Origin of the sequence: Blastococcus saxobsidens (genome assembly GCF_002938435.1) — a bacterium.
In the GTDB taxonomy this organism is placed as follows: domain Bacteria; phylum Actinomycetota; class Actinomycetes; order Mycobacteriales; family Geodermatophilaceae; genus Blastococcus; species Blastococcus saxobsidens.
Genome location: NZ_POQT01000014.1, coordinates 1 through 24,654, shown reverse-complemented (window position 1 = coordinate 24,654; position 24,654 = coordinate 1). Strand labels below are relative to the sequence as shown.

19 protein-coding genes are annotated in these 24,654 nt (G+C 73.5%); 2 read left to right on the top strand and 17 right to left on the bottom strand.

The annotated features are described in order from the left end of the window. Positions 1–92: 92 nt before the first annotated feature. The 4 genes from C5507_RS10455 to C5507_RS10440 all read right to left on the bottom strand — a co-directional run bounded on the left by C5507_RS10455 (position 93) and on the right by C5507_RS10440 (position 8,882). On the bottom strand, positions 93–1,466 hold the full coding sequence (locus C5507_RS10455; protein WP_104528467.1) for a glucose-6-phosphate dehydrogenase: 1,374 nt from the start codon (positions 1,464–1,466) through the stop codon (positions 93–95). Beyond that, the gene (locus tag C5507_RS10450) at positions 1,463–3,301 is read right to left on the bottom strand and encodes a glycoside hydrolase family 15 protein (protein ID WP_104528466.1); all 1,839 of its coding nucleotides are present in this window, start codon (positions 3,299–3,301) and stop codon (positions 1,463–1,465) included. The genes C5507_RS10455 and C5507_RS10450 overlap by 4 nt, the downstream gene beginning before the upstream one ends. Before the next feature lie 158 nt (positions 3,302–3,459). Continuing rightward, positions 3,460–8,439: an NAD-glutamate dehydrogenase gene (locus tag C5507_RS10445; RefSeq protein ID WP_207225874.1), complete on the bottom strand. Its 4,980-nt coding sequence runs from the start codon at positions 8,437–8,439 to the stop codon at positions 3,460–3,462. 71 nt (positions 8,440–8,510) lie between these two features. Then, on the bottom strand, positions 8,511–8,882 hold the full coding sequence (locus C5507_RS10440; RefSeq protein ID WP_104528465.1) for a phage holin family protein: 372 nt from the start codon (positions 8,880–8,882) through the stop codon (positions 8,511–8,513). 256 nt (positions 8,883–9,138) lie between these two features. On the opposite strand from C5507_RS10440, the gene C5507_RS10435 reads away from it, so the two are divergent. Beyond that, complete coding sequence (locus C5507_RS10435) at positions 9,139–10,332, top strand: ATP-binding protein (protein ID WP_104528526.1); 1,194 nt, start codon at positions 9,139–9,141, stop codon at positions 10,330–10,332. 167 nt (positions 10,333–10,499) lie between these two features. Here the strand turns inward: C5507_RS10435 and C5507_RS10430 are convergent, their stop codons facing one another. Continuing rightward, positions 10,500–12,308, bottom strand: a complete 1,809-nt coding sequence (locus C5507_RS10430; protein WP_130504287.1) for a SpoIIE family protein phosphatase — start codon at positions 12,306–12,308, stop codon at positions 10,500–10,502. Positions 12,309–12,475: 167 nt separating this feature from the next. Between C5507_RS10430 and C5507_RS10425 the strand changes: the two genes are divergently transcribed. After that, positions 12,476–12,934 carry an ATP-binding protein gene (locus C5507_RS10425; RefSeq protein ID WP_104528463.1) on the top strand — a complete coding sequence of 153 codons (459 nt, stop codon included), beginning with the start codon at positions 12,476–12,478 and terminating at the stop codon, positions 12,932–12,934. Between the two features lie 175 nt (positions 12,935–13,109). Here the strand turns inward: C5507_RS10425 and C5507_RS10420 are convergent, their stop codons facing one another. The 12 genes from C5507_RS10420 to C5507_RS10370 form a co-directional block, all read right to left on the bottom strand. Then, positions 13,110–13,601 carry a hypothetical protein gene (locus C5507_RS10420; RefSeq protein WP_104528462.1) on the bottom strand — a complete coding sequence of 164 codons (492 nt, stop codon included), beginning with the start codon at positions 13,599–13,601 and terminating at the stop codon, positions 13,110–13,112. After that, positions 13,598–13,960, bottom strand: a complete 363-nt coding sequence (locus C5507_RS10415) for a response regulator (RefSeq protein ID WP_104528461.1) — start codon at positions 13,958–13,960, stop codon at positions 13,598–13,600. Before C5507_RS10415 ends, C5507_RS10420 begins: the two co-directional genes overlap by 4 nt. A 28-nt stretch (positions 13,961–13,988) precedes the next feature. Next, positions 13,989–14,513, bottom strand: coding sequence for a chemotaxis protein CheX (locus C5507_RS10410; protein ID WP_104528460.1), 525 nt, complete (start codon positions 14,511–14,513; stop codon positions 13,989–13,991). Then, on the bottom strand, positions 14,510–14,893 hold the full coding sequence (locus C5507_RS10405) for a response regulator (protein ID WP_104528459.1): 384 nt from the start codon (positions 14,891–14,893) through the stop codon (positions 14,510–14,512). Before C5507_RS10405 ends, C5507_RS10410 begins: the two co-directional genes overlap by 4 nt. A gap of 1 nt (position 14,894) precedes the next feature. Further along, positions 14,895–15,719 carry a CheR family methyltransferase gene (locus C5507_RS10400; protein ID WP_104528458.1) on the bottom strand — a complete coding sequence of 275 codons (825 nt, stop codon included), beginning with the start codon at positions 15,717–15,719 and terminating at the stop codon, positions 14,895–14,897. Next, a complete protein-coding gene (locus C5507_RS10395; RefSeq protein ID WP_104528457.1) occupies positions 15,716–16,828 on the bottom strand; it encodes a protein-glutamate methylesterase/protein-glutamine glutaminase in 1,113 nt (370 codons plus the stop codon). Before C5507_RS10395 ends, C5507_RS10400 begins: the two co-directional genes overlap by 4 nt. Positions 16,829–17,304: 476 nt before the next feature. Further along, positions 17,305–18,210, bottom strand: a complete 906-nt coding sequence (locus C5507_RS10390; protein ID WP_104528456.1) for a hypothetical protein — start codon at positions 18,208–18,210, stop codon at positions 17,305–17,307. Positions 18,211–18,369: 159 nt separating this feature from the next. Continuing rightward, entirely contained in the window at positions 18,370–18,828 is a 459-nt protein-coding gene (locus C5507_RS10385) for a chemotaxis protein CheW (protein WP_104528455.1), read from the bottom strand. Between the two features lies 1 nt (position 18,829). After that, positions 18,830–21,328: a chemotaxis protein CheW gene (locus C5507_RS10380; protein ID WP_104528454.1), complete on the bottom strand. Its 2,499-nt coding sequence runs from the start codon at positions 21,326–21,328 to the stop codon at positions 18,830–18,832. Between the two features lie 160 nt (positions 21,329–21,488). Continuing rightward, positions 21,489–21,614, bottom strand: a complete 126-nt coding sequence (locus tag C5507_RS23310) for a hypothetical protein (RefSeq protein ID WP_278044328.1) — start codon at positions 21,612–21,614, stop codon at positions 21,489–21,491. 295 nt (positions 21,615–21,909) lie between these two features. Then, the gene (locus C5507_RS10375) at positions 21,910–23,523 is read right to left on the bottom strand and encodes a methyl-accepting chemotaxis protein (protein ID WP_104528453.1); all 1,614 of its coding nucleotides are present in this window, start codon (positions 23,521–23,523) and stop codon (positions 21,910–21,912) included. A gap of 321 nt (positions 23,524–23,844) precedes the next feature. Further along, positions 23,845–24,654, bottom strand: an 810-nt coding sequence (locus C5507_RS10370; protein WP_249027821.1) for a methyl-accepting chemotaxis protein, incomplete at its 5' end; no start/stop codon positions are given.

Below are 24,654 nucleotides of genomic sequence, written 5' to 3'. Positions count from 1 at the left end.
CCCGAGAACCTCCGATATGCGCATGGCCGCGGTCATGGCCGCCCGATAACCGCGCGCATGCGCATATCGGCGGGAGCGGGTGCATGCGTCGGTCAGCCGGAGACCGGCCCGTCGGAGCCGGCGGGGTACTCCAGCAGCGGCACCTCGTCGGCGGCCCACGCGGCGAGGATCGGCTCGACGATCCGCCACGACTGCTCGGCCTCGACGTCGCTGATCGACAGCGCCGCCTCGCCCGCCAGGAGCTCGTGCAGCAGCAGCCCGTAGGCCGACAGCCGGGCCGGTGGCAGGTCCACCTCGAGCGACCGGCGCTCCAGGTCGAACGGGCGCCCTGCACCGTTGAGGTTCAGCTCCAGGCTGATGCCGTCCGGGAGCAGCCGCAGCCGCAGCACGTCGGGCGGGACCTGGCCGCCGGCCGCCGTCCCCTGCTCGAACGCCAGGTGCGGCACCGGCTTGAACCGGAGCACGATCTCGTGCCGGTCGGCCCCGAGCGCCTTGCCCGAGCGCAGCCGGAACGGGACGCCGGCCCAGCGCCAGTTGTCGATGCCGACGGTGTACTCGGCGTAGGTCTCGGTGCCGCGGTCGGACTCGACGCCGTCCTCGGCCGTGTAGTCCGGCAGCTCGCGCCCGCCCACGCGCCCGGCGGTGTAGCGGGCGCGCACGGTGTCCCGCCGCACGTCCTCCGGCGAGCGGACTGCGCGCAGGACGTCGGCCTTGCGGGCGGCCAGGCTGCGGGCGTCCAGCGCGGCCGGGGGCTCCATCGCCACGACGGCCAGCATCTGCAGGAGGTGGTTCTGCAGCATGTCGCGCAGCGCCCCGGCGGTGTCGTAGTAGCCGGCCCGCCCCTCCAGGCCCAGCGTCTCGTCGAACACGATGTCGACCCGCTCGACGTGCTGGGCGTTCCACACCGGCTCGAACATCCGGTTGGCGAACCGCAGCCCCAGGATGTTGAGCACGGTCTGCATCGCCAGGAAGTGGTCGGTGCGGAAGACGCGCTCCTCGGGGACCAGCCGGTGCAGGACGGCGTTGAGCCGGCGGGCGTCCTCCAGGCTCCGGCCGAACGGCTTCTCGACGGCGATGACCGCGCCCTCGGGCACCCCTGCCTCGGCCAGCGCCTCGAGGGTGGGCAGGAAGACGGTGTTGGGCAGCGCCAGGTAGAACACCGGGACGCCGCCGGCGCGCTCGACGGCGGCCCGCAGGTCGGCGGCGACGGTCACGTCCCCGCGCCGGTGGCCCAGCCGGCCGACGAGCCGTTCCCGCGACTCCTCCGGGACGTGACCGGCGTGCTCCGCCAGCCGCCCGCGCGCCCAGTCGCGGTACTCGTCGTCGGTCCAGTCCTCCCGGCTGACGGCGAGCACCCCCACCGGCTCGGCGAGGACGCCGGCGGCCACGAGCTCGGCGAGGCCGGGCAGCAGCAGGCGGCCGGTGAGGTCGCCGGTGCCGCCGAGGACCAGGAACGAGCGCGTCAACGCCGCGCCTCCTCGGCGCGGGCCAGGTTCCAGCCGCTGGTGATGACCCCGACGTGGCTGAAGGCCTGGGGGAAGTTGCCCAGGAACGCGCCCGTGGAGGGGTCGATCTCCTCGGCGAGCAGGCCCAGCTCGCTGGCCCGCCCGCACAGCGAGTCGTAGAGGTCGTGCGCCTCGTCCAGCCGCCCCTGCCCCGCCAGGTTGTCGACCAGCCAGAAGCTGCAGAGCAGGAACGCCCCCTCCCCGCCCTCCAGACCGTCCGGCGACTCGGTGTGCAGGTAGCGGTAGAGCAGGCCGTCCCCGGCGTCGAGGTGCCGGCGCACCGCCTCGGTGGTGGCGACCATCCGCGGGTCGTCGGCCGCGACGAGCCGGCGCAGCGGCAGGGTGAGCAGCGAGCCGTCCAGGCCGCCGCGGTTCGCCTCGCCGGGCGGGGCCAGGTGCTCGGTGAACGTCTTCCGATCGGGGTCCCAGGCGCGCTCGAGCAGCGTGCCGTGGATCCGTCCGGCCTCCTGGCGCCACCGCCCACGCGGGTGCGGCAGCCCGCAGAGCTCGCCGATCCGGAGCGCGCGGTCGACGGCGACGTGGCACATCGCCACCGAGTAGGTGAACGGGCGGCCGGCGTCGCGGATCTCCCAGATCCCGTTGTCCGGGGTCTGCCACCGGGCGATGGCCTGCTCGGTCAGCTCCTGCAGGGTCGCCCACAGCGGCTCGTCCAGCACGCCGCCCGAGCGCACCCACTGGTAGGCGACGTCGAGCAGTTCGCCGTAGACGTCGTTCTGCACCTGACGGGCCGCGCCGTTGCCCCACCGGACGGGCCCGGACCCGCGGTAGCCCGACAGCGCCAGGTCCTCCCACTCCATGCCGGGGCGCCGCCCGTCGATGGTGTAGCAGATGCTCGCGCGGTCGTCCCGCTCCACGTTGCGCAGCGTCCAGGCGAGGAAGGCGTCGGCCTCCTCCTGCATGCCGATCCGGCGCAGCGCGTAGCTGGAGAAGGCCGCGTCCCGCACCCAGGTGAACCGGTAGTCCCAGTTGCGGCCGCCACCGATCTCCTCGGGCAGCGACGACGTGGCCGCCGCCATGATCGCCCCCGTCGGCGCGTGGTCGAGCAGCTTGAGCGTGAGCGCCGACCGGCGGACGAGGGCGTCCCGCGGGCCGGTGTACTGCAGGGAACCGGCCCACCGGCGCCAGGCTGCCGCGGTCTGGTCGACGAGCTGGTCCGGGTCGGTGCGGAACCGGGACTGGGTCTGGCCGGACCACTGGAGCGCGACGGTGAGCCGCTCGCCGTCGCGCAGGGGAACCCGGCCACGGATCGCGCCGTCGCGGCCGACGGTCAGCGGGGCGGATGCCGAGAGCAGGATCTCCAGGCCGGGCTGCGCCGCCCAGGAGATCCGCCAGGCACCGAGCTCCTCCCGCACGAGCACGCCGTCCATCGGGGCCAGCCGGACGTCCACCTCCACCGGGCCGCCCACGGCGCGGGCCAGCCGGAGCAGCTCGCCACGACCGGAGGGCACCGGCTCGGAGAGGTCGGCGCCCGAGCGGAGGGTGAGGCAGTCGGTCAGCTCCAGGCGCCCGTCGGGGCCCTGCATCTCGGTGACCAGGATCCCGGTGTCGGGCAGGTACCGCTGGCCCGACTCCCGCAGGTCGACGGGTGCGACGTCGAAGCTGCCGCCCCGCGCGGTGTCGAGGATGCCCGCCAGGAACGGCCGGCTGTCGAAGTCCGGGAGGCACAGCCACGGGATCGAGCCGTCCCGGCCCACCAACGCGCAGGTGATGCCGTCCCCGATCAGGCCGTGGTCCTCGATGGGCAGGAATCCGTCGGTTCGGACGAGCGGGCGCATGGGCAAGGCAGTCCTCGGCTGGACGACAGGTCGCCCTGGACCGTTCCCCCGCCGGCGGCGCGCAACCCCCTCGGCACGTGACGGTCCCGCGACGACCGATCTCTGCACCTCTCTAGCGTGGGAGCTAGAGAGGTGCAGAGGTGCCCAGAGGTACCGGGCTACTCCTCACCGGGGCGGGGGATGCGGCGGGCCTGACGGCGCTTGCGCAGACCTCGCAGGGTGCGGACGGCGACCAGCAGCTCGGCCAGCTCCTGCCGGTCGCCCGCCGTGATGTCGGCGAGCTGACCCGCCGCGCGTCGCTGCGCTCCGTCCCAGCCCTCCTCCCAGCGCGCCACGAGGTCGGCCGGGCTCGCGTCGTCGCCCGACCGCAGGCCCAGGACGTCCTCGGTGAGCGAGGACTGCTCCATGGCCAGGTCGTCGCGCAGCGAGGCCCGGGCCATCGAGGGCCAGCGCCGGTCACGGGGCAGCGCGGTCACCAGGTCGCGCAGCGCGACCAGGCCCAGCCGCTCGCCCAGCAGCTGCATGACCTGCCCGGCCAGCGCCACCGGGGCGCCCGTCCGCTCGGTCACCACGGCCAGGTCCAGCGCGGCCGGCAGCAGGGACGCCGCCGACACCCGTGCCGCGAGCTCCTCGGGCAGCCCCGCCTCGCGCAGCCGGGTCGCCCGTGCCGTGTAGGCCTCGGCCTCGCTGCCCTGCAGCCACTGCGGCAGGCCCGCCTGCACCGCCGCCACCGGGTCGGCGAACCTCGCCGTCACCTCGGCCAGCGGCGGTGGGTTCTCCGCGGTGAGATCCGGCTGGCGCAGCAGCCAGCGGGTCGTGCGCTCGGCCAGCCGGGTGGCCTCGGTCCGCACCTCCACCTGGACGGCGGCCGGCACCCGGTTGTCCAGCGGCCGGACGGCGTCCCACATCCGGTCGATCGCGAAGACGGCGCGGGCGACGGCGTGCGCGCGCACGACCGCCGGCAGCCGGACGCCGGTCTCCTCGACCAGGCGGAACAGCCCGGTGACGCCGGCGACGTTGACCGCCCGGTTGGTCAGCGCGGTGGCGATGATCTCCCGGCGCAGCGGGTGGTCGGTCACCGCGGCCGGGAAGCGCTCGCGCAGCGGTGCCGGGAAGTAGTCGACCAGCAGTTCCTCGAACGCCGGGTCGTCGGGCAGCGCGGACTGCAGCACGGCGTCGCCGGCCTGCAGCTTGGCGTAGGCCAGCAGCACCGAGAGCTCGGGGCTGGTGAGCGCCTGGCCGTCGCGCCGGCGCTCGGTCAGCGCGCGGTCGTCCGGCAGCGCCTCGACGGCGCGCAGCAGCCGCCCGGAGCGCTCCAGGAACCGGATGAAGCGCTCGTGGGCGTCCATCAGGCTGCGCGCCGACGCCGTCTCGGCGGCGAGCGTGGCGTTCTGCGCGTGGTTGTCGGTGAGGACGGCGGCGGCGACGTCGTCGGCCATCTCCCCCAGCAGCGCCGCCCGGCCCTCGGGGTCGATCCGGCCCTCGGTCACCGGCCGGTTCAGCGCGATCTTGATGTTGACCTCGTGGTCGGAGGTGTCGACGCCGGCGGAGTTGTCGATGGCGTCGGTGTTCACCCGGCCGCCGGACAACGCGTACTCGATGCGGCCCCGCTGGGTCAGCCCCAGGTTGCCGCCCTCCCCCACGACGCGGACCCGCAGCTGCCCGCCGTCGACCCGCAGGGCGTCGTTCGCCTTGTCCCCGACCTCCAGATGGCTCTCCGCCGCGGCCTTCACGTAGGTGCCGATGCCGCCGTTGAACAGCAGGTCCACGGGCGCCAGCAGGATGGCCCGCATGAGGTCGACCGGGCTCAGCGAGGTCACGCCGTCGGCGAGCCCGAGCGCGGCCCGCATCTGCTCGGAGACCGGCACCGCCTTGGCGGTGCGCGGCCAGACGCCCCCGCCGGCGCTGATCAACGACGGGTCGTAGTCCGCCCAGCTCGACCGCGGCAGCTCGAAGAGCCGCGTGCGCTCGGCGAACGACGTCGCGGCGTCCGGCGTCGGGTCGACGAAGACGTGCCGGTGGTCGAAGGCGGCCACCAGCCGGATGTGCTCCGACAGCAGCATCCCGTTGCCGAAGACGTCACCGGACATGTCACCGACGCCGACGACGGTGAAGTCCTCGCGCTGCACGTCCAGGTCCAGCCCGCGGAAGTGCCGGGTCACCGACTCCCACGCGCCGCGGGCGGTGATGCCCATGGCCTTGTGGTCGTAGCCGACCGAGCCGCCGGAGGCGAAGGCGTCGCCCAGCCAGAAGCCGCGCTCGAGGGCGACCGAGTTGGCCAGGTCGGAGAAGGTCGCCGTCCCCTTGTCGGCGGCGACCACCAGGTAGGAGTCGTCCCCGTCGTGGCGGACGACCTTGGCCGGCGGGACGATCGAGCCGCCGACCAGGTTGTCGGTGAGGGTCAGCAGCGCACCGATGAAGAGCTTGTAGCAGGCCTGGCCCTCGGCGAGCACCTCGTCCCGGGAGGCCCCCTCCGCCGGCGGCCGCTTGACCACGAAACCGCCCTTGGCGCCGGTGGGCACGATGACGGTGTTCTTCACCATCTGCGCCTTGACCAGGCCGAGGATCTCGGTGCGCAGGTCCTCCCGGCGGTCGGACCAGCGCAGCCCACCACGGGCGACCTTGCCGAACCGCAGGTGCACCCCCATGACGCGGGGCGAGCTGACCCACACCTCGTGCTTCGGCCGGGGGTCGGGCAGGTCGGGCACCTCGGCGGGGTCGAGCTTGAGCGCCAACGGTCCGCCCGCGTAGTACGTCGTCCGCTGGGTCGCGGTGACCGCGGCCAGCAGCGAGCTGAGCACCCGGTCGGCGTCCAGGGAGGCGACCTCACCGATGGAGCGGCGCAGCGCCTCCACCAGGTCGGCCTGCCGGGCTTCGCGCCCGGTGACCCGTCCCGGGGAGAAGCGGGTCTCGAACAGGGCGACGAGCCGGGCCACCACGCCGGGGTGGGCGGCGAGCGTCTGCTGGACGTAGGCCTGGCTGAACGGCAGCCCGGCCTGGCGCAGCCACTGGACGTAGGCGCGCACCACGGTGACCTGGCGCCAGTTCAGGCCGGCCAGCATGACCAGCGCGCCCAGGCCGTCGTCCTCGGCCTCGCCGCGCCACACCGCGCCGACGGCCTCGGTGAACCGCTCGGGCAGCGAGCGCAGCAGCGGCAGCTCGACCTGCGGGACGGCGACGCCGAAGTCGTAGATCCAGGTGGGCGGGGCGCCGATCCGGTCCAGCTCGTAGGGACGCTCGTCGACGACGTCGACGCCCATGTTCTGCAGCATCGGCAGGATCTGCGACAGCAGCAGCCGCTCACCGACCCGGTAGACGCTCAGCCGGCGCTCCCCCGGCGCCGCCTTGCTCGGCGTCCAGAGCCGCAGCGCCAGGTCGCCGGCCTGCAGGCCCTCCAGCCGGGCGAGGTCCTCCACGGCCCGCTCGGCCGGGAAGTCCTCCTGGTAGGCGGCCGGGAAGGCGTCCGCGACGCGCGCGAACACCGTCTCGGCGTCCGCGCCGAACCGCGCGGCCAGGGCGTCGGAGAGCTCGTCGCCCCAGCTGCGCGCGGCGGCTGCCAGCTCGTCCTGCAGGGCGTCGACGTCGACGTCCACCCGGCGCGGGGCGCCCTTGCGCCCCACCGGCAGCCGGACGACGAAGTGCAGCCGGGCCAGCACCGACTCCGTCGAGCGGGCGGTGAACTCGATGCTCGTGCCACCCAGCCGCTCGAGCAGCAGCTTCTGCATCGCCAGCCGCACCTCGGTGGTGTATCGGTCGCGGGGCAGGTAGACCAGCGCCGACCAGAACCGGCCGGTCGGGTCCTGCCGCAGGAAGAGCCGCGTCTGCCGGCGCTCCTGCAGGTGCAGGACCGCCGTGGCGACCGGGAGCAGCTCGTCCGCGTCGAGCTGCATCAGCTCGTCGCGCGGGTAGGTCTCCAGGACGTCGAGGAGCTCCTTGCCGGTGTGGCTGTCGGCGGGCACCCCCGAGCGGGAGATCACCTCGGCGACCCGGCGCCGCACGATGGGGACGTCGAGGACGCTGCTCGTGTAGGCCGACGACGGGAAGAGCCCGACGAACCGGTGCTGCCGGCGGGCACCCGACGCGTCCGCCGGGGCCGTGACGGCGACGAGGTCGAGCCAGGCGCGCCGGTGCACCGAGGAGCGGGTGTCGGCCTTGGTCACGCTGAGCAGGTGGTCGGCCGGTGCCTGGCCCGCCTCCGGGGTGACCGCCTTGCCGCTCATGTCCGCGTCGCTGCGCAGCACGCCCAGCCCGGTGCCGGGCACGGGGCGCGCGGTGGGCCGGGCACCGGCGGGCAGCTCGACCTCGCGGGCACCCAGCAGCACGAAGTTGCCGTCGGCCAGCCAGCGGAGCAGCGCCGCGGCCTCGGCCGGGTCGTCCGACGGCGTGAAGGTGCCGGCCGCCGGGGGCGCCATCCGGTCGAGCCGAGAGGCCAGCTCGCGGACCCGCTCGCGCAGGCGGGCGGTGTCCTCGTGCACGGCCCGGACGTCGTCGAGGACCGTGCGCAGGCCGGCCACGAGGTCCTCGGCCGCCTCGGCGTCGAGCGGCCCGTCGAGCACGACGGCCATCCAGGACTCGGCGACGGCGTCCGCACCGCAGGCCGCGACGTCACCGCTGTCGCAGAACTCGGTGATCCGGCCGCGGAGGTCACGGCGGACCACGAGCACCGGGTGCACGATGTGCTCCAGCGCGAAGCCCTGGCGGACGACCTCGGCGGTGACGGAGTCGACCAGGTACGGCATGTCGTCGGTGACCAGCCGGACGACGGCGCGGGCGCGCTCGCCCGCCGCCTGCTGGACGTCCACCGTCGCGGCGCCGGGCGGCCGTACCTCGGCCACCGCCAGGTGGCCGAGGGTGAGCGCGGCGAGCTGCGTCGGGTCGTGCCCGACGACCTCCTCGGCCGGCTCGCTCCAGTAGTAGCGCCGCATCAGCGCCGGCAGGTCCTCGGCCCGGCAGCCGGCGGGCAGCGCCCCGTCCGGGCCCGCTCCCCCGGCGGCGACCTGGGCCGCCCGGGCGAGCACCCGACGCTTCTCCTCGCGAGCGGCCTCCAGCGCGGCGAGCTCGGTCAGCGAGCCGCCCGGGGAGCCGCTGTTCCGGTCGCGCACCGGGATCTCCGGGGCGACACCGGTGTCACTGGCCATGAAAGGCCACGCTACTGCCCGGTGAGAGGTGCGTCATGGCGACGCGGCGGGCAGCCCGGAACGGCGGCGGGTCAGCGGTCGAGCAGTTGGTCGGCCGCCCAGCCGGCCAGGGCGAGGATCAGGCCGCCGAGCAGCGCGGTGACGAACCCGTCGATCTCCAGCCGGCTGGTCAGCGCTGCGGTGATGCCGAGCAGGGCCGCGTTGATGACGAGCAGGAACAGTCCGAGGGTCAGCACGACGAAGGGCAGCGAGAGCAGCCGCAGGAGCGGGCCCACGATCGCGTTGACGATGCCGAAGATCAGCGCGATCCACAGGTAGGTGCCGTACACCCCGAGCGGGCTGTCCGGGTTCTCGACGACGTCCAACCCCGGCAGGACGTCGTACTTCGTGAGGGCGAAGAAGACCGCCCCGAGGACGACGACCTTGAGCAGGAACTTGATCACGAGGGCGACGCTAGCGGTGCCCGGGCCGCCGTCGTGGGATCTGGACCGATATCGGCGTCTCTAGCGTCGTCACTAGAGGCGCCCAGACGCCGATCGACGAACACCCGTCGGAGGTTTAGCCGGTGGGGCCGACGTATGGCCGCGCCGTGACGCGGCTGGACGTCGGGCGGCGCGGCTGGAGCCGGTGGCCGACACGCGCTAGACCGTTCTACCGATCTCTAAGGCCTGGGGTAGAGAAAGCCATACGGTGGTCGACATGGACCCCGTGCGGAACCCGTACGCCCCCGGCGCCGGCCAGCGCCCGCCCGAGCTCGCCGGCCGGGACACCGAGCTGACCGCCTTCGACGTCGTCCTCGAGCGCATCGCGCACGGCCGCCCGGAGCGCTCGCTGGTGCTGACCGGGCTGCGCGGCGTCGGCAAGACCGTCCTGCTCAACCAGCTGCGCTCCGCGGCCATCTCCCGCGGCTGGGGCACCGGCAAGATCGAGGCGCGGCCGGAGCAGTCGCTGCGCCGGCCGGTGAGCTCGGCGCTGCACATGGCGCTGCGCGAGCTCGGCCCACGGCACGGCGACCAGGACTCGGTCGCCGAGGTGCTGGGCGTCGTGAAGGCCTTCGCCCAGCGGGTGGCGCCGGCGGACGCGAAGGTCCGCGACCGCTGGCAGCCGGGCATCGACGTCCCCGCCGCCACCGGACGGGCCGACTCCGGCGACATGGAGATCGACCTCGTCGAGCTGCTCAGCGACGCCGCCGGCGTGGCCGCCGACATCGGCAGCGGGATCGCGCTGTTCATCGACGAGATGCAGGACATCGCGCCCGACGACGTGTCGGCCATCTGCGCCGCCTGCCACGAGCTCTCCCAGCAGGGTGCGCCGCTGATCGTCGTGGGCGCGGGCCTCCCCCACCTGCCGGCCGTCCTGTCCGCCTCCAAGAGCTACTCCGAGCGGCTGTTCCGGTACCTGCGGATCGACCGGCTGGACCGCGAGGCGGCCGACCGCGCGCTGCTCGCCCCCGCCGAGCGCGAGGACGTCACCTTCGAGCCCGCGGCGCTCGACGCCCTCTACGAGGCGGCCGACGGCTACCCCTACTTCGTCCAGGCCTACGGCAAGGTCACCTGGGACGTCGCCGCCTCCTCCCCCATCACCGCCGACGACGTCGCCATGGCCGCCCCCGCCGCCGAGGCGGAGCTCGCCGTCGGGTTCTTCGGCTCGCGCTACGACCGCGCCACGCCCGCCGAGCGCGAGTACATGCACGCGATGGCCGAGCTCGGGGGACCGAGCGGCGCCGCCGTGGCCACCTCCGAGGTGGCCGCGGCCCTGGGGCGGAAGCCCGCGTCCCTCTCCCCCGCGCGCGACTCGCTGATCAAGAAGGGGCTGGTCTACTCCGCCGAGCGCGGCCAGATCGCCTTCACCGTCCCGCACTTCGGCAGGTACCTGCTGCGCCACCCGGACTGAAGAAGGACCCCGCTGCCCCCCACCACTCGCCCTGCCCGGTGCGCCCGCCCGGGTCGACCCTCGCCGGCGACCGTCGAGCCGCGCCATGGCGCGGCCCGGGAGACGCCCGCGCGGGTCAACCCTGGCCGGCGACCGCGGGGAGCGCCGGAACCGCGCCGGAGCACCGGTCAGCCCACGGGCGGGAGGACCTCGGGACCGGCCTCTGCCGGGCGGTCGGCACCGAGCGGGTGCGCCCGGACGGCCAGCACGGCGACGTCGTCCTCGACGCCCTCGCCGAGCATCTCCTCCAGCAGCCGGTCGCAGACCTCGCGCAGGGAGAGCCCCGCCGACCGCTCGAGCAGGGCCCGCACCTGGGCGCGGCCGTCGTCGAGCGGCACCCCGCGCCGCTCGAAGAGCCCGTCGGTGAAGAGCAGCAGGGTGGCGCCGTCCGGCAGTTCGGCCGTGCCGTCGCGCCGGGCGCCCGACCACCCGATGCCCAGCGGTGGGCCGACGCGCACGGTCAGGTCGAGGACGCGGCCGTCGGGCAGCAGCAGCATCGGGTCGGGGTGGCCTGCCGATGCCCAGTGCAGCCGGCGGACGCCCGCCGCGCGGTCGTCCTCGTCGTGCTCCATGCGGCACACCAGCGCGGTCGCCATGGCGGGCACGCCCAGTCCGACCAGCGCGTGGTCGACCCGGCTCAGCAGGTCGGCCGGCGCCTCCTGCCGGTCGAAGGCGATACCGCGCACCAGGGTCTTCACCTGGCCCATGGCCGCAGCGGCCTCGATGTCGTGGCCCATGACGTCGCCGATGACCAGCACCGTGTCGCCGTCGGGCTGGAGGAAGGCGTCGTACCAGTCGCCGCCGATGGAGATGCCCTGGGTCGCCGGGCGGTAGCGCACCGCCAGCTCCAGGTTGTCCGGCTGCACCGGCGGTGAGAGGAGGCTCATCTGCAGCCGCTCGGCCACCTGCTGGCTGGCCAGCGCCAGGCGCGCGTTGTCCAGCGCCAGGGCGGCCCGCCGGGCGGCGATCTCCGCCGTCCGCAGCTCGGCCGGCGTGTGCGGCCCGCGCTCGACCCCGTTGACCAGGGTGAGCGCGCCGAACACCTCGCCGCGGGCCATCAGCGGGAAGGTGGCCACGGCCGAGGGGGCCAGCGGTGCGAGCGCCGCGCGGCTCTCGTCGCTGGTGATCATGGTCCGGAAGTGGTGCTCGCCGAGCTCGGGGATGACGACCGGTCGCCCGTCGCGCAGCGCCACCGGCACCGGCGCCGTCGCGTCGTTGGTGGCCACGCGCGAGTCGGCGTACCGGTGCATGGCCTCGACCAGGGCCGGGTCGCGATGGGCCCGGCCGACATCGCGCCGGGTGCCGTGCGCGTCCACCACGCTGACCAGGCACCAGTCGGCCAGCAGGGGGACCACCCGCTCGGCGAACCGTGCCACCGCCTCGTCGGTGTCGAACGTCGAGGTCATCGCCAGGTTGATGTCGCCGAGCAGCATCAGGTGCCGGCCGGCCTCCTCGGCGGCACCCGCCGCGCGCGCGGCTTCGGCCACCGCCTGCTCGCGCGCGGCGACGGCGGCCACCCGCTCGTCGTCGGCCCGGCGGCGCTCGCTGACGTCGTCGTAGCTCACCACCAGGCCGGCATCGGTCAGGAAGGCGTCCGCACGGAACCACTTGCCCAGGGGCTCGAACCACGCCTCGACACCGTCCGCCCGGCCGGTGCGGAGGACGGAGCGGTAGAGGGACTCGAAGGGACCCCCGACGGCCTCCGGGAACTCCGCCCAGATGTCGCTGCCGACGAGGTCGGCGACCTCCCGGTCGAGCACGCGGGCCCCGGCCGGGTTGACGTAGGCGCAGCGCCAGTACTCGTCGAGGACGAACAGCGGGCGGTCCATGCCCTCGACGGCCTGCAGGAGCAGATCGCCACGCACCGGCGTGGTGTCGTCCCGCCCCATGCCACAGCTCCCCCGGTCGGCCGCGCCGACCGGCAGCAGATGACGCAAGCCTGAATGGTGAGCCCACGCAGATCAATGCGGCCGCCCGGAGGTCACCCTCCCCCGATCGGGGTGACCCTGCGCACAGTCGATCCGGAGATACCCGCGACCGGCGGTTGGCGCGGCGTCATCCGGGGCACCACCCTTCCCGTCGAGACCCGAGCCGAGGGGGAGGCATGGTGCGACTCGTGTGGCCTGTGCGCCCGCTGCCCGACGGCCGCGGCGAGGTGTGGCGCTGGCGCCTCGCCCGCCTCTCCGAGCTCTCCGCCGCACGGGCGGGGCTGCGCGCCCGGCTCTGCGGCGTGGGTCGTCCTCCCGGGGGCGACGACCCCTCCAGCGAGCAGCTGATCCTCGCCTTCGACGAGCTGGCGTCCAACGCCCTCCGGCACGGCGCGCGGCCGGTCGTCGCGACCGTGGTGGCCGGCAGCGGCGGGTGGCTGCTGGACGTGAGCGACCGGGCGCCGCACTCGATGCCCGCGCCGACCTGCGACCGGGATCCCGCCCATGGCGGCATGGGTCTGCAGCTGGTGGCCCGGCTGTCGGTCGCGCACGGCTGGTACGTGGACGAGGACCGCAAGCACGTCTGGGCCTGCCTCCCGACCGAGGTCGACGACCGGGAACCAGCGATCGCCTGAGAGCGAAACGCCCGCGACCCCCGCTGCACGGAGCAACGGGGGTCGCGGGGAACGCGCGGAGCGCCTACGCCGAGTGGGGCCCGGAGGGTCCCGCGCAGGCGTAGATCAGCGGCTCGTCGCCGCAGGGGACGGCACCTGGTCGCGGTGTCGTCCGGAGGACGACGGTGTCATCTCGTCACGGGATCACGAAGGAGAGCGAGCCCTTGCCGTAGGTGGGCACCTCGATGTCGAGGTCGACCCGGTTGAAGGCGGCCAGCATGCCCTCCAGGTCCCCCGGCAGCTCCTCGCCCGGGGCGTACAGCTTGTGCAGCTTGGAGTGCGGGGCGCCCGGGGTGTTGAACAGCGCGGAGAGCACGTTCACCACCTCGTGCAGCGCCTCGACCTGCATGCCGGACAGCTCGCCGTCCTCCTCGACCGCGTCCTGGGCCCCACCGGGGGGCAGCAGGGCCAGGGCGGAACCGGTGTAGGCGGCCGCGCCCAGGTCCATGAGGCACAGCGCGTTGACGTTCATGTACGGGTCGACGTAGACGGCGACGGACACCGGGCGGTCCGGCGTCGGGGTCACCGGAGCGCCCGGGGAGACGGTGACCGGCTTGCCGACCAGACCGGTCAGCATGTCGCGGACGTCCTTGGCGGCGGGCAGCTGCACGCCCGCGGGGGCGGTCACGCGATCACCCCGTCCAGGTGCTCCTTGAAGGTGTCCTCGTTGAACGGCTTGGCGATGAGGAACATGGCGCCGGCGTTGGCGGCCTTCTCCCGCATCTCCGGCGAGCCCTCGGAGGTGACGAAGCCGAACGGCACGGCCGAGCCGGACGCGCGCAGCGCCTGGAGGCACTCGATGCCGGTCATGTTGGGCATGTTCCAGTCCGACAGGACCAGGTCGGGGTTCTCCGAGCCCACCTTGGCCAGCGCGTCGGCGCCGTCCTCGGCCTCGACGATGTCGTGGTCGTCGTACCCCGCCTGGCGCAGGGTCCGGATGACGATCTGCCGCATCACGCGGCTGTCGTCGGCGATCAGGATCTTCACAGTGGCACCTCGTTCTCGCGCAGTGGGACTAGTGGGTGGGGGAGGAAACCGGCAGCGGCGGGAGCGCGCCCTGCACGGAGATGGAGACCGGCTCGCCGCGCCACACCACGTCGACGCGGCACACGTCGGCGGGGTTGCGGACGACCGGGGCGTTCCCGACCTGCGGGAGGCTCAGGCCGGACGGACCGGGGAGGGCGGCCTTGACGTTGCCGCCGACCACGTTGGCGATCTCGCCGAAGGCGTCCTCGACGTCCTCGTGCTCGAGCACCTCGGGAGCGGCCTCGCCCAGCAGGGCGCGGGAGAGCTCCTCGGCGGTGTCGCGGCCGGTGGTGAGGACCACGCTGCCGGTCCAGGGGCCGACGACGTCGACCCAGCTGGACAGGATGTCCACCGGGAGGTCGCCGGCGAGGGGGACGAGGACCTCGTCCTCCCCCACGAGGGCGACCCACGCCTCCTCGACGATCGACAGGATCGTGGCCTCGTCGATCAGGTCCGGGATGACCGGGCGCGCGTCGCTGCTGCGACGGCGCTGGCCGGTGTCGGTGCTTGTCACAGGGCGACCTCCTGCGGGAGCAGGCCGAGCAGCGCGAGCTTGTCGCGGATGGCATCGGCGGTGAACGGCTTGATCACGTACTCGTGCGCGCCGGCGGCCAGCGCACGCACGATCTGGGTGTGCTCGCTCTCCGAGGTGACCATCATGATCGTCACCGAGCGCCACTTCGGGTTGGACCGGACGGCGGACACGAACTGCAGACCGTCCATCACCGGCATGTTCCAGTCGACGCAGACCAGGTCGGGCCGCCAGCCCTCGTCGAGGACGTCGAGCCCCTCGCGGCCGTGGCCGGCGTCGCGGACCTCGTAGCCGAGACCGGTGAGGATGCTGGTGACGATCCGGCGCATCGCACGGGAGTCGTCGATCACCAAGGCACGCATGTCAGGCCCCCTTCACAGGGCGGTAGGCGGAGCTGCGGCCGATGACGACCCGCTCCCAGGAGTCGTCGACACCGAGGGTGGTCTCGGCAGCACCGAGGAACAGCCACCCGTCGGGCCGCATGAGGTCCCGCACACGGCGGAGGATCGACTGCTTGGTGGGCAGGTCGAAGTAGATGAGCACGTTGCGCAGGTAGACAACGTCGAACGGGCCCATCCGGGGGAGTGGTGCGGCCAGGTTGCACTCGCTGGCGTTCACCATGCGCCGGAGGTTGCTGGAGACCTCCCACTCGTTGCCGGTCCGCTGGAAGTGGCGGACGAGCATCGGCGCGGGCAGTCCCCGGTTGACCTCCAGCTGGCTGAACTTCCCGGCCCGGGTGCGCTGCACCATCTCCCGGGACAGGTCCGTCGCGGTGATGGAGACCCGCGAGGCGGCGTTGGGCAGGGCGTCGTCCAGCAGCATCGCGATCGTGTACGGCTCCTGCCCGCTCGAGCAGGCGGCCGACCAGATCTGCAGGCGCTCGTTGGCGCCGCGCGAGGTCAGCAGGGACGGCAGCACCGTCGAGGTCAGCGCGGTGAACGGGTCACCGTCGCGGAACCAGGAGGTCTCGTTCGTGGTCAGCGCCTCGACGATCCGCCGCATGCTGTCGGCGTCCGGGCGCACGCGCACGGTCTCCACCAGCTTGCCGACGTCGGCCAGTCCCATCTGCCGGGCGATCGGCAGGAGGCGGGCCTCCACGAGGTACTCCTTGCCCGGCTGGAGAACGATGGCGCTCTCCTTGCGGACGAGTTCACGGACCCAGTCGAAACTGGTCGCGGTCAGGCTCATCGACGACCTCCCACGGCCATGGTTGTTGCGGAATTGACGGTCGCGGTGCCGGCGAGGTGCCGGTGGATCGCCTCGGCGATCCGGTCCAGCGGCAGGACCTCGTCGGCGTAGCCGGCCTGGGCGACGGCGCCCGGCATGCCCCACACGACCGAGGTGGCCTGGTCCTGCACGACCACCGTGCCGCCGGCGTTGCGGATCTCGCCGCAGCCGTTGCGGCCGTCGGCGCCCATGCCGGTCAGGACGACCCCGAGGACGGCGCCGTCGAAGGCGGCCACCGCGGAGCGGAACAGCGGGTCGACAGCGGGCCGGCAGAAGTTCTCCGGCGGGTTCTGGTTCAGGGACGTGGCGAAGGACGACCGGCCGTTGGCCCGCACGACGAGGTGGTGGTCACCGGGCGCCAGGTGCACGGTGCCGGGCACCAGCGGGGTGCCGTCGACGGCCTCCACCACCCGGAGCGGGCACAGGCGGTCCAGCCGCTGGGCGAACTGGCGGGTGAAGACCGGCGGCATGTGCTGGGCCAGCAGGACCGGGACGGGCAGGTTCGCCGGCAACGCCGGGAGGACCCGGGCCAGCGCCTCGGGGCCGCCGGTGGAGGAGCCGATGACCAGGACGGCGGGCACCTTGTGCGGGCCGGTGCGCGGTGCGGCGGCCCGCGGCGGCGGGGGAGGGGGCGCGAACGCCGAGCGGGGCGGGGTCACCGGCCGGCCCGTGAGCGCCTTGATCTTGGGGATCAGCTGCTCGCGGACGCTCTCCATCGACTGCGCGACGCTGCCGACGTTGGCCGGCTTGGTGACGTAGTCGTTGGCGCCGCCGGACAGCGCGTCCAGGGTCGCGGTGGCGCCGCGCTCGGTGAGGGTGCTGAACATGATGATCGGCACGCGGTTGCGCGTGGCGCGGATCGCGCGGACCGCCTCGATGCCGTTCATCTCCGGCATCTCGATGTCCATGGTGATCAGATCGGGCTTGAGCAGCTCGACCTTGCCCAGGGCGACCTTGCCGTTGACGGCGGTGCCCACGACCTCGATCCCCGGGTCCTCGGAGAGCACGTCGGTGACGATCTTGCGGACGACGACCGAGTCGTCGACCACCATCACCTTGATCGGATTCACACGTCCTCCTGGGCCCGCCCCCGTCGATGTGCGGGGGCGATATCTGTATCGGCATGTCCGCGCCCGGCTTGAGCCCTGCGACGGCCCGCGACGCCACTCCTTCCCCACCGAGGGCGGGACGAGGACGGACGACGCCACGGCGCAGCGCGGCCCCCGGACGCGTCGGGCACGCCACCGGCGCCCGGGTTCACCGGGCGGAGGAGGTGGGGGACGACGTGGTCCGGGCGTTCGCGGCACGCCTCGGCCCCCTGGCTGCGGTGGCACGGGTTCGAGGCGGACTGGCGCTGTCGGGAAGATTCTCGGCGCCGATCGCTGTGAATTCAGCCGACACGCAGAAGGTCTGACGCGATCTTTTCGCCGACAATTGGCGTCGACGAATGGCGACGAGATCACCGTCGCGCCGGGAATCGACACATGTCCCCGGCAATACCCGGCGACCGCCGGTGGTCAGTTCCGGCGGGGAACTCCGGCGATGATCAGGAGAGGCCGACGACCCGGTCGCGCGGGGCGCGCAGCACCACCGCGGACTCCTCGCCGAGCAGGTCGGCCAGGACGATGCCCTGCACGCACCCGGCCACGGCGTTCCAGACACCGGCGGCACCGTCGCGCAGGTCGAACCCGCCGTCGAGGAAGGCCTGGACGGCCAGCAGCTGCGCGGCCGCCAGGGCGCGCGTGCGGCCCGAGACGTGCGCTCCCCACGAGGCCTCGTGCATGGCGGTGGCCCACGGCCGGTGGGCGGCGCGGCCCTCGTCGACCGCGAGCCGCCAGCGGGTCCGGCCGGCGTCGTCGAGGTCGCGGACGGCGTCGAGGAAGGCAGCCAGCTCGCCGGCCGCCGGGCCCAGGCCCCAGCCCTCGGGCGTGGCCAGCGAGCCGGCGTCCTGGGCGCGGTCGAAGGCGGCGGTCAGGTCGCGGCGGACCAGCGGGGGCAGCACCCCGGCGGCCCAGAAGCCGACGGCGGCATCGGCGAGCACCTCGGTGGCCTCGTCCCAGGCGTCGACGTCGACGACAGCGCGCAGCGCGTGCTCGTGCCCCAGCACGTCCTCGCGCAGCAGCCGCTCCAGCGTGGGCGCGTCACCGATGGTGCCCTGCTCCAGCTGGGCGACCAGCAGCGCGGTGCGGTCACCCGCCCCTCGGCCGGCCTCGGCCGCCGAGCGCATGTGCGGCACCCCGGCTGCCATCTCCCGGGCCCGGCGGGAGCGCACCACCCGCACACCGCGCTGCTCGCGGTCCAGCCCACGACCGGGATGGACGGCCGCCAGCCGGGCGAAGCCGGCCTCGTCGGCGCCCAGGCCGGTCAGGAGGACCTCCGCCACCGCGCGTCCGGCAGGCAGGCGGACCAGGTCGAAGCCGAGCGTGGCGGCACTCACCAGCGAGTAGGGCATGGCGGCGCCTCCAGCGTCTCGGGACCGGTCGAAAGTCCCATGCTGGTGCCCCGGCCCCCGAAAAGCCACGCGACCGTCACCCCTTCGCAGGAGAGCGAGGGAGCGACGGCCGCGTGTCCGGGTGAGCTGTGTTATCGGGCGATCACGGAAAGTGATCAACTAGGCGCTGTTGACGGCCTTCTGGACGTCCAGCGCCAGGAGCAGCTGCCCGTGGAGCTTGTAGGCGCCGCGGATGAGGTCGCGGGCCTGGCCCTCCAGCGTGTCCGGCGGCGCCTCGAAGTCCCCGGCGTCCACGTCGACGACGTCGGCGATGGAGTCCACCAGCATGCTGACGGCCTCGCCGTGCAGCCGGACCACGATGACGACCGGGTCCGTGCCCTCCGGGCGCGGCGGGCGGCCGAGGCGCTCGCGCAGCTCGATGGCGGTCACCACCTGGCCACGGAGGTTGATCAGCCCGGCGACGGCGGTCGGGGCCAGTGGCACGCGGGTGAGCTGCTGGCTGCGCAGCACCTCCTGCACGTGCTCGACCTCGATGCCGTAGAGGTCACCGTCCAGCCAGAAGGTGGCCAGCTGCCCGCTGGTGGCGGGCGCGCTGCTCGAGAGGGTCGGTGCGGTCACGTCAGACCTCCAGCAGGGAGTCGGAGACGCCGGACGGCGCCGAGGGGGAGAAGGCCGCGGGGGCCAGGGTGGCGGGGTGGGCCGAGTAGAACTGCGGGTCGGCCGCCAGGATCGCGGCGCGGACGTCGAGCAGCTCGGTCACCTTGTCGCCCAGGACGGCGGAGCCGAGCAGGCCCATGTCGTCGATGTCGCTGCGGATCGCTGCCTCGCCGTCGACGATGTCGAGGATCTCCTCCACGACGATGGCCACGCTGCGGCCGTGGTCGGCGTAGACGATGACCTCGAGGACCTCGCGGTCGGTCTCGCCGTAGGCGCCGAGGTGCCGGTCCAGGCGCACCATCGGCAGGATCGCGCCCCGGTACTGCACGACCTCGCGGTTGCCGACCTTCTCCACCGCGTCGGTGCGCACCTGCTCGAGGCGGGTGACGGTGTCCAGCGGGATGGCGACGCGCCGGCCGCCGCCGATGGAGGCCAGCAGCATGCGCTGGCGGTCGGTCTCGGCGGCCGCCGCCGCGGCCACCGAGGCGCGGGACTCCTGGCGCTCGGTGGTCTCGGTGCGCAGCGCGCGCCGGGCGAGGGCCTGGACGTCCAGGATGAGCGCGACGGTCCCGTCACCGAGCACCGTGGCGCCGGAGTAGAGGCCGATGGCCTTGAGCTGGCCGCCGACCGCCTTGACGACGATCTCCTCGGTGTTGATCACCCGGTCGACCACGAGCCCGAAGCGCCGGCCCTCGGAGCGCAGCACGGCGATGACGACGTGGCCGTCGTGCCGCTCGGAGGTCAGGCCCAGGACGTCGGTCAGCCGGACCAGCGGGAGCAGCTCGCCGCGCAGGCGGTACACCTGCGCACCGCCGACCTCCTCGACGGCGTTGGCGGCCTTCTCCGCGTCCAGCGAGACGAGCTCCTGGAGGCTGATCTGCGGGATGGCGTAGCGGTCGGTGGCGCACTCGACGGTCAGGGCCGGGACGATCGCCAGGGTCAGCGGGATCCGCAGCCGGCAGACGGTGCCGCGGCCGGCCTCGGACTCGACCTCGATCGTGCCGCCGATGGCCTCGATGTTGGTCTTCACGACGTCCATGCCGACACCGCGGCCGGAGACGTTGGTGACCGCGGCGGCGGTGGAGAAGCCGGGCAGGAAGATCAGCTGCAGGATGTCGGCCGGGCTCATCCGGGCCAGCGCGTCCTGGGCGAGCAGCCCGCGCTGCACGGCCTTGGCACCGAGCTTGACCGGGTCGATGCCCGCGCCGTCGTCGGCGACCTCGACCACGACCTGACCGCTCTCGTGCCGGGCGCGCAGCGTCAGGACGCCCTCGGTCGGCTTGCCGGCCTTCTTCCGGTCCTCCGGGGCCTCGATGCCGTGGTCGACGGAGTTGCGGACCAGGTGGGTCAGCGGGTCCTTGACCGCCTCGAGCAGGGTCTTGTCGAGCTCGGTCTCCCGGCCCTCCATGTCCAGGCGGATGGACTTCTTCAGCTGCAGACCGAGGTCGCGGACGACGCGCGGCAGCTTCGACCAGATGTGGTCGATCGGCTGCATGCGCGTCTTCATGACGCCCTCCTGCAGCTCGCTGGCGATGAGGTTCAGCCGCTGCGAGGCCCGGATGAGGTCGGTGTCGGTCTGCCGGGCGACGTTCTGCACGATCTGGTTGCGGGTGAGGACCAGCTCGCCGACGAGCAGCATGAGCTCGTCGAGCAGGTCCACGTCCACGCGGATCGTGCTGTCTGCGACGGCGCGGCGGGTCTGCCCACCGGCGGCGTCGGGGGCGGCGGCCTCCCCTTCGGGGTGGTCGACGGCGGGCTCGGACACCGGGTGCTCCTCGGCGACGGCGGCCGGGAGAACCGGCTCGACGGGCAGGTCGTCGTGCAGTTCCTCGACCGGCTCCGGGGCGACGGGAGCGGGCTTCGGGACCGCCTTGGCGCGCGGCGCCCGCTTCGCGGGAGCGGCGGCCGTGGCGGGGCTCTTCCTGGCGGGGGCCTTCTTCGCCGCGGCCTTGGCGGGGGCCTTGGCGGGGGCCTTGGCCGCGGCGGGGGCCTTGGCGGGGGCCTTGGCCGCGGCGGGGGCCTTGGCCGCGACCGGCGCCGGGGCGGCGGCCGGCGCGTCAGCGGCCGGTCCGTCGCCGTTCTCCATCGCGGCGCTGATCCCGGCGACGACGGCGGAGACGTCCACGCTGCCCTCGCCACCGGTGGCCTCGATCGAGGTCAGCAGCGAACGCACAGTGTCCACCATCTGCAGCAGCACGCTGGTGCGGTGCGGCGTCAGGTCCAGCTCGCCGTCGCGCAGCCGGCTGAGCATGTTCTCGCCGACGTGCGTGACCTCCTCCAGCCGGTTGAAGGCCAGGAAGCCGCTGGTGCCCTTGATGGTGTGGATCGTGCGGAAGATGCTGGACAGACGCTCACGGGAGTTGGGCTCCTGCTCCAGCGCCACCAGGTCGGTGTCGAGCTGGTCGAGGTTCTCGTGGCTCTCGACGAGGAACTCCTCGACGATGTCGTCCAGACCGTCCACTGTTGCCTTCTCTCTGGTTGCGTCGGGGCACAGGCGGCCCCGTTGGGTCATCGGCGGGCCGGGCGCGGAGTCAAGGTGAACCCCGCGGCCGGCGCCGTCAGCGGTGTTATCGGCAGTCCGTGGCCCACGACCGACCATGCCGGGGGAGGAGGACGACCGGTCAGTAGGTGAAGCGGCCGACGGTCGTACGGAGGTCGGCCGCCACCCGGGCGTCGCCGAGCCGGCGGAACAGCGGGATCCCGGTGCGGCCCGCGGAGGGCGTGCGATCGGGACGGGCAACGGTCATCGCGAATGGCTCCAGGAGTGCGGGCGACGGGATCGTCGACCGGGCGGGAATGGTGCGTCGTCCTCGATGAACCGATCCGGTGTGCAAGAAGTGACTGGTGTGAAAATAGGTCTCCCTGGAACGCCCCGGCCGGATTTCTGCGCGTGTCCCCGGACGAGAGGAGAAAGGCCGGTGACCGCATTACCCGAGTCGACATGCGGCACCGCCGACTCGTGTCCGGAAACGGACACGGGCCGGGTGGCGACCGGGGAAGGGGTCACCACCCGGCCCGTGCCGGGGGAAGGTCGTCAGAGGGTCAGTAGGTGAACCTCCCGACGGTGGTGCGCAGGTCGGCGGCCATGCGGGACAGCTCGTCGACGGCGGTGCGGGTCTGGGTCAGCGCCTGGGTGGTGGAGTCCGCGGCGGTGGAGACCCCGGAGATGTTCTCCGCGATCTGGGTCGTGCCGCTGGCCGCCTCCTGCACCGAACGCGACATCTCGTTGGTGGTGGCGGTCTGCTCCTCCACCGCGGAGGCGATGGTGGTCTGCCGGTCGGAGATCTGGGCGACGATCGAGCTGATCTCACCGATGGCGGTCACGGCGGCGGTGGTGTCGCCCTGGATGGCCAGCACCCGGCGGGCGATGTCCTCGGTCGCCTTCGCCGTCTCCTGCGCCAGCTCCTTGACCTCGTTGGCCACGACGGCGAAGCCCTTGCCCGCCTCCCCGGCCCGGGCGGCCTCGATGGTGGCGTTCAACGCCAGCAGGTTGGTCTGCTCGGCGATGCTGGTGATCACCTTGACGACGTTGCCGATCTCGGCGGAGGACTCGCCCAGCTTGGCGACGGTGGCGGTCGTGGTCTCCGCGGCGGTCACCGCGCGGGCAGCGACCTCGGAGGCCTCCGCGGCGTTCGTGGCGATCTCCCGGATCGAGGCACCCATCTCCTCAGCACCCGCGGCCACCGTCTGCACGCTGCGGCTGACCTCCTCGGCCGCCCCGGAGACGACACCGGACTGCGCCGAGGTCTCCTCGGCACCCGCCGAGATCTGCGCCGAGGACGCCGACAGCTCCTCGCTGCTGGCCGCCACCGCGTCAGCGGACCCGGCCACCTGGCTCAGCACCGTGCGCAGGTTCTCCTGCGCGGCACCCAGCGAGGCGGCCATGCGGCCCAGCTCGTCACCGGAGCGCACGTCCGGGGTGACGGTCAGGTCACCGGCAGCGAGGGCGTCGACCGACTTCTGCACCGAGCGCACGGTGGCGACGATCTGCCGGACGACGAGGACGCCCACGAGGGCCGCGGCGCCGATGCCGATGGCGAGGGCGGTCCACAGCGTGACGCGGGCCGTGGAGGCGAGTTCCTGCCCGGCGGCGGCGTCGGCCTTGGCGTCCACACCCTGGCGGGCCTGCTCGGCGCCGAAGGCGTCGGAGAGAGCGCGGCCGGTGTCGGCGAGCGGGCCGCTGACCACCTCCTGGGCCGCAGCGCGGTCGCCGGTGGCGGCGACCGGGTACAGCTGCCCCTCCACGACGGCGAAGTAGGCGTCGGCCGCCTCCTGGACCGGGGCGAAGTCGGCCGGGTTGCCCAGCGTGTCCACGTAGACCTGCATCTCGTCGGCGAACTGCTGCGTACGGGACGCCAGGTCGGCCTGCAGGCTCTGCTGGATAGCCGCGTCGGACAGGCCGTACACGTTGTTGCGGGCGCGGATGCCCTGGAACGTGCGCTGGGCCTCGCCCAGCCGCTCGAGGGGGACGATCGAGTCCTCGTAGAGGGTGTCGCCGGCGTCGGCCAGGGTGCCGATCCGCTGGATGGCCAGCGCGGTCACACCGAACGCGACGATGGCGAGCACCGCCAGAGCGGCGGCGATCTTGACGGCGACGGGGCGGTCGGCGAACCAGCCTCCCCGGCCGGAGCGGGTGGTGCGTGCAGGAACGGTCATCGTGGTTCTCCAGGGCGAAGGATCGGTACGAGTCGATCGGGATCGCGCGTCCACGATGGCGCTCGTCGTCCTGATCTTCATCACGCACGTGCGGCGCGATGGAAGGACCATAGGAGAACTCCGGACCTGAGAAGACAGAAATGTGCACGTGTCGCGTGCGCCGCGGAAGAATGGTCGGCGACCGCATTTCCCGTGTCGACAAGGCGTCTGGAAATGGGTGCCGTCGAGCGGTGCCGTGCAGCCGGAATGCGACGGAGGCGTGAGAACCGATCGCTCGATTCCCACGCCTCCGCAGGTGGGCCCACGGCCCGGTGCACCGGATCAGTAGGTGAAGCGCCCCACCGTGGTACGCAGGTCCGCGGCCATCCGCGACAGCTCGTCGACGGCGGTGCGGGTCTGGGTCAGCGCCTGGGTGGTGGAGTCCGCGGCGGTGGAGACCCCCGAGATGTTCTCCGCGATCTGGGTCGTGCCGCTGGCCGCCTCCTGCACCGAACGCGACATCTCGTTGGTGGTGGCGGTCTGCTCCTCCACCGCGGAGGCGATGGTGGTCTGCCGGTCGGAGATCTGGGCGACGATCGAGCTGATCTCACCGATGGCGGTCACGGCGGCGGTGGTGTCGCCCTGGATGGCCAGCACCCGGCGGGCGATGTCCTCGGTCGCCTTCGCCGTCTCCTGCGCCAGCTCCTTGACCTCGTTGGCCACGACGGCGAAGCCCTTGCCCGCCTCCCCGGCCCGGGCGGCCTCGATGGTGGCGTTCAACGCCAGCAGGTTGGTCTGCTCGGCGATGCTGGTGATCACCTTGACGACGTTGCCGATCTCGGCGGAGGACTCGCCCAGCTTGGCGACGGTGGCGGTCGTGGTCTCCGCGGCGGTCACCGCGCGGGCAGCGACCTCGGAGGCCTCCGCGGCGTTCGTGGCGATCTCCCGGATCGAGGCACCCATCTCCTCAGCACCCGCGGCCACCGTCTGCACGCTGCGGCTGACCTCCTCGGCCGCCCCGGAGACGACACCGGACTGCGCCGAGGTCTCCTCGGCACCCGCCGAGATCTGCGCCGAGGACGCCGACAGCTCCTCGCTGCTGGCCGCCACCGCGTCAGCGGACCCGGCCACCTGGCTCAGCACCGTGCGCAG

Coding starts and splice junctions, on each gene's coding strand:
- C5507_RS10450 (WP_104528466.1), bottom strand. CDS start 3,301: ATGCGCCCGCTCGTCCGAACCGACGGATTCCTGCCCATCGAGGACCAC.
- C5507_RS10445 (WP_207225874.1), bottom strand. CDS start 8,439: ATGGCCAGTGACACCGGTGTCGCCCCGGAGATCCCGGTGCGCGACCGG.
- C5507_RS10435 (WP_104528526.1), top strand. CDS start 9,139: ATGGACCCCGTGCGGAACCCGTACGCCCCCGGCGCCGGCCAGCGCCCG.
- C5507_RS10425 (WP_104528463.1), top strand. CDS start 12,476: ATGGTGCGACTCGTGTGGCCTGTGCGCCCGCTGCCCGACGGCCGCGGC.
- C5507_RS10405 (WP_104528459.1), bottom strand. CDS start 14,893: ATGCGTGCCTTGGTGATCGACGACTCCCGTGCGATGCGCCGGATCGTC.
- C5507_RS10400 (WP_104528458.1), bottom strand. CDS start 15,719: ATGAGCCTGACCGCGACCAGTTTCGACTGGGTCCGTGAACTCGTCCGC.
- C5507_RS10390 (WP_104528456.1), bottom strand. CDS start 18,210: ATGCCCTACTCGCTGGTGAGTGCCGCCACGCTCGGCTTCGACCTGGTC.
- C5507_RS23310 (WP_278044328.1), bottom strand. CDS start 21,614: ATGACCGTTGCCCGTCCCGATCGCACGCCCTCCGCGGGCCGCACCGGG.
- C5507_RS10375 (WP_104528453.1), bottom strand. CDS start 23,523: ATGACCGTTCCTGCACGCACCACCCGCTCCGGCCGGGGAGGCTGGTTC.